This is a genomic window from Citreimonas salinaria, assembly GCF_900107235.1.
In the GTDB taxonomy this organism is placed as follows: Bacteria; Pseudomonadota; Alphaproteobacteria; order Rhodobacterales; family Rhodobacteraceae; genus Citreimonas; species Citreimonas salinaria.
Genome location: NZ_FNPF01000042.1, coordinates 1 through 3,112, shown reverse-complemented (window position 1 = coordinate 3,112; position 3,112 = coordinate 1). Strand labels below are relative to the sequence as shown.

Sequence of the window (3,112 nt, the reverse complement as noted above, 5' to 3'; positions counted from 1 at the left end):
GGCTCCGACTGATTGTAGGCGTTCGGTTTCAGGTACTGTTTCACTCCCCTCGTCGGGGTGCTTTTCACCTTTCCCTCACGGTACTGGTTCGCTATCGGTCAGCAAGGAGTACTTAGCCTTCGAAGGTGGTCCTCCGATCTTCAGACAGGATTTCACGTGTCCCGCCCTACTTGATACGTCCCATCGAGCTTCGAATACGGGGCTGTCACCCGCTATGGCCACGCTTTCCATCGTGTTCTTCTCACTCTCAAGGCTCGGCTGGTCCCCGTTCGCTCGCCACTACTAGGGGAGTAGTTGTTACTTTCCTTTCCTCCGGGTACTTAGATGTTTCAGTTCCCCGGGTTCGCTCTTTGAAGCCTATGTATTCAGCCTCAAAGTACCTGGTTTACACGATTATCGATCACCAGAGGTGAACAATAACCGAGTATCAGGTGGGTTGCCCCATTCGGAGATCTCTGGATCAAAGCCTATTCCCGGCTCCCCAGAGCTTATCGCAGGGTATCACGTCCTTCATCGCCTCTTGCTGCCAAGGCATCCACCAAACGCCCTTCTCGCGCTTGATCTGATCCAGAAAGAGCAAGGCTCGCCCGAAGGGCGGGCCGAACACGAAGACCGCTGGTTCACAGCCTTCTTTCTTCCGGACCAGAAAGCATACTATCCCGCGTCGCTCTGACGAGCGACACATTTGGTTAGTGTACTTGACTTGGACAACGATTGCCCGTTTCCGAAGGGGTACGGTCGATCGGGTGGCTAGACCCTTTCGCCGCCTCTTTCCGAAGAAAGACCCGCGGAGGCGTGCCGAACACTTACGGCCGCCAGGCAATGTTGATTTGTATCTCTCTGAACGATGTCAATGTCGTGCGCTTCGTCCGAAGACAAAGGCATTCCGCGTCCGATTGGACGGTTCAGAACCCCTAAGGGTGCTCAACGGTCTAATCGGCCGACATGTATATGGTATCCGAAGAATGGTGGAGCCTAGGAGGATCGAACTCCTGACCTCCTGAATGCAAATCAGGCGCTCTCCCAGCTGAGCTAAGGCCCCTCAACTCGCCCCAAAGGGCAATGGTGGGTCGAGGAGGACTTGAACCTCCGACCTCACGCTTATCAGGCGTGCGCTCTAACCACCTGAGCTACCGACCCGCAAGCCGTTTCCGGCATCGAAGCCGGAACGCAGCCGTCCTGTGGACGGATGCGAGGCGCAGCGCCGAGCGCCGGAAGGCGCGAGGCTGGCGCAACGGGTGGATAACCCGCATCCTGTTTCTTCCTGAAGAGATATGAGGACGGTCCGGTTCGTATATGTCACTTCCGGCCAATTGACCGTGCCTCCGTGAGAAGACCGTGACTGCTAAGTGTTCCACGTGACCGGACAAGCCGATCAGCCAGGAACATCCTTAGAAAGGAGGTGATCCAGCCGCAGGTTCCCCTACGGCTACCTTGTTACGACTTCACCCCAGTCGCTGAGCTTACCGTGGCCAGCTGCCTCCTAAAAGGTTGGCGCACCGTCTTCGGGTAAACCCAACTCCCATGGTGTGACGGGCGGTGTGTACAAGGCCCGGGAACGTATTCACCGCGGCATGCTGTTCCGCGATTACTAGCGATTCCGACTTCATGCCCTCGAGTTGCAGAGGACAATCCGAACTGAGATGGCTTTTGGGGATTAACCCACTGTCACCACCATTGTAGCACGTGTGTAGCCCAACCCGTAAGGGCCATGAGGACTTGACGTCATCCACACCTTCCTCCCGCTTATCACGGGCAGTTTCTCCAGAGTGCCCAGCCGAACTGCTGGCAACTGAAGATGTGGGTTGCGCTCGTTGCCGGACTTAACCGAACATCTCACGACACGAGCTGACGACAGCCATGCAGCACCTGTCACTCGGTCCCGAAGGAAAACCGGATCTCTCCGGCGGTCCGAGGATGTCAAGGGTTGGTAAGGTTCTGCGCGTTGCTTCGAATTAAACCACATGCTCCACCGCTTGTGCGGGCCCCCGTCAATTCCTTTGAGTTTTAATCTTGCGACCGTACTCCCCAGGCGGAATGCTTAATCCGTTAGGTGTGACACCGAACAGCATGCTGCCCGACGTCTGGCATTCATCGTTTACGGTGTGGACTACCAGGGTATCTAATCCTGTTTGCTCCCCACACTTTCGCACCTCAGCGTCAGTATCGAGCCAGTGAGCCGCCTTCGCCACTGGTGTTCCTCCGAATATCTACGAATTTCACCTCTACACTCGGAATTCCACTCACCTCTCTCGAACTCAAGACCAGGAGTTTTGGAGGCAGTTCCGGGGTTGAGCCCCGGGATTTCACCCCCAACTTTCTGGTCCGCCTACGCGCGCTTTACGCCCAGTAATTCCGAACAACGCTAACCCCCTCCGTATTACCGCGGCTGCTGGCACGGAGTTAGCCGGGGTTTCTTTACCTGCTACCGTCATTATCTTCACAGGCGAAAGAGCTTTACGACCCTAAGGCCTTCATCACTCACGCGGCATGGCTAGATCAGGCTTGCGCCCATTGTCTAAGATTCCCCACTGCTGCCTCCCGTAGGAGTCTGGGCCGTGTCTCAGTCCCAGTGTGGCTGATCATCCTCTAAAACCAGCTATGGATCGTAGGCTTGGTAGGCCATTACCCCACCAACTACCTAATCCAACGCGGGCCGATCCTTCACCGAAATTCTTTCCCCCGAAGGGCGTATGCGGTATTAAACCCAGTTTCCCGGGACTATTCCGCAGTGAAGGGCACGTTCCCACGCGTTACTCACCCGTCCGCCGCTAGACCCGAAGGTCTCGCTCGACTTGCATGTGTTAGGCCTGCCGCCAGCGTTCGTTCTGAGCCAGGATCAAACTCTCAAGTTGAAAGCACCGAAGTGCTGTCCTTGACAGTCGAACCTCTGCACATCATCGACGACCCCTTACTGAAAGGCCGACGATAGTCATCTGTCTAGATGCGTGCTTCAGCCCTCATAAGAGAACCGAAACCTCGCTCCAAACAGTGAAGCTGACACTGGATCATCGGACCGAAGCCCTACCAGCGCGACATACAGACGTCGATCCATCGAATGAACCAAACCGCCCGCATATCTCTTCAGATACCATCAATGTCAAAAAACGTG

At 55.8% G+C, this 3,112-nt stretch carries 2 tRNA genes, 1 rRNA gene and 1 other annotated feature (1 of these 4 cut by a window edge); all 3 genes read right to left on the bottom strand.

The window, feature by feature from the left end:
- Window positions 1-563, bottom strand: a sequence feature (mutual gap in cmsearch alignment for this rRNA model is longer than 100) (it extends 2,997 nt beyond the left edge of the window).
- A gap of 403 nt (window positions 564-966) precedes the next feature.
- The 3 genes from BLW27_RS20210 to BLW27_RS20200 all read right to left on the bottom strand — a co-directional run bounded on the left by BLW27_RS20210 (window position 967) and on the right by BLW27_RS20200 (window position 2,855).
- Window positions 967-1,042, bottom strand: a tRNA-Ala gene (locus BLW27_RS20210).
- 21 nt (window positions 1,043-1,063) lie between these two features.
- Window positions 1,064-1,140 (bottom strand) — tRNA-Ile (locus BLW27_RS20205).
- A 255-nt stretch (window positions 1,141-1,395) separates the two neighbouring features.
- Window positions 1,396-2,855, bottom strand: a 16S ribosomal RNA gene (locus BLW27_RS20200).
- Window positions 2,856-3,112 lie beyond the last annotated feature (257 nt).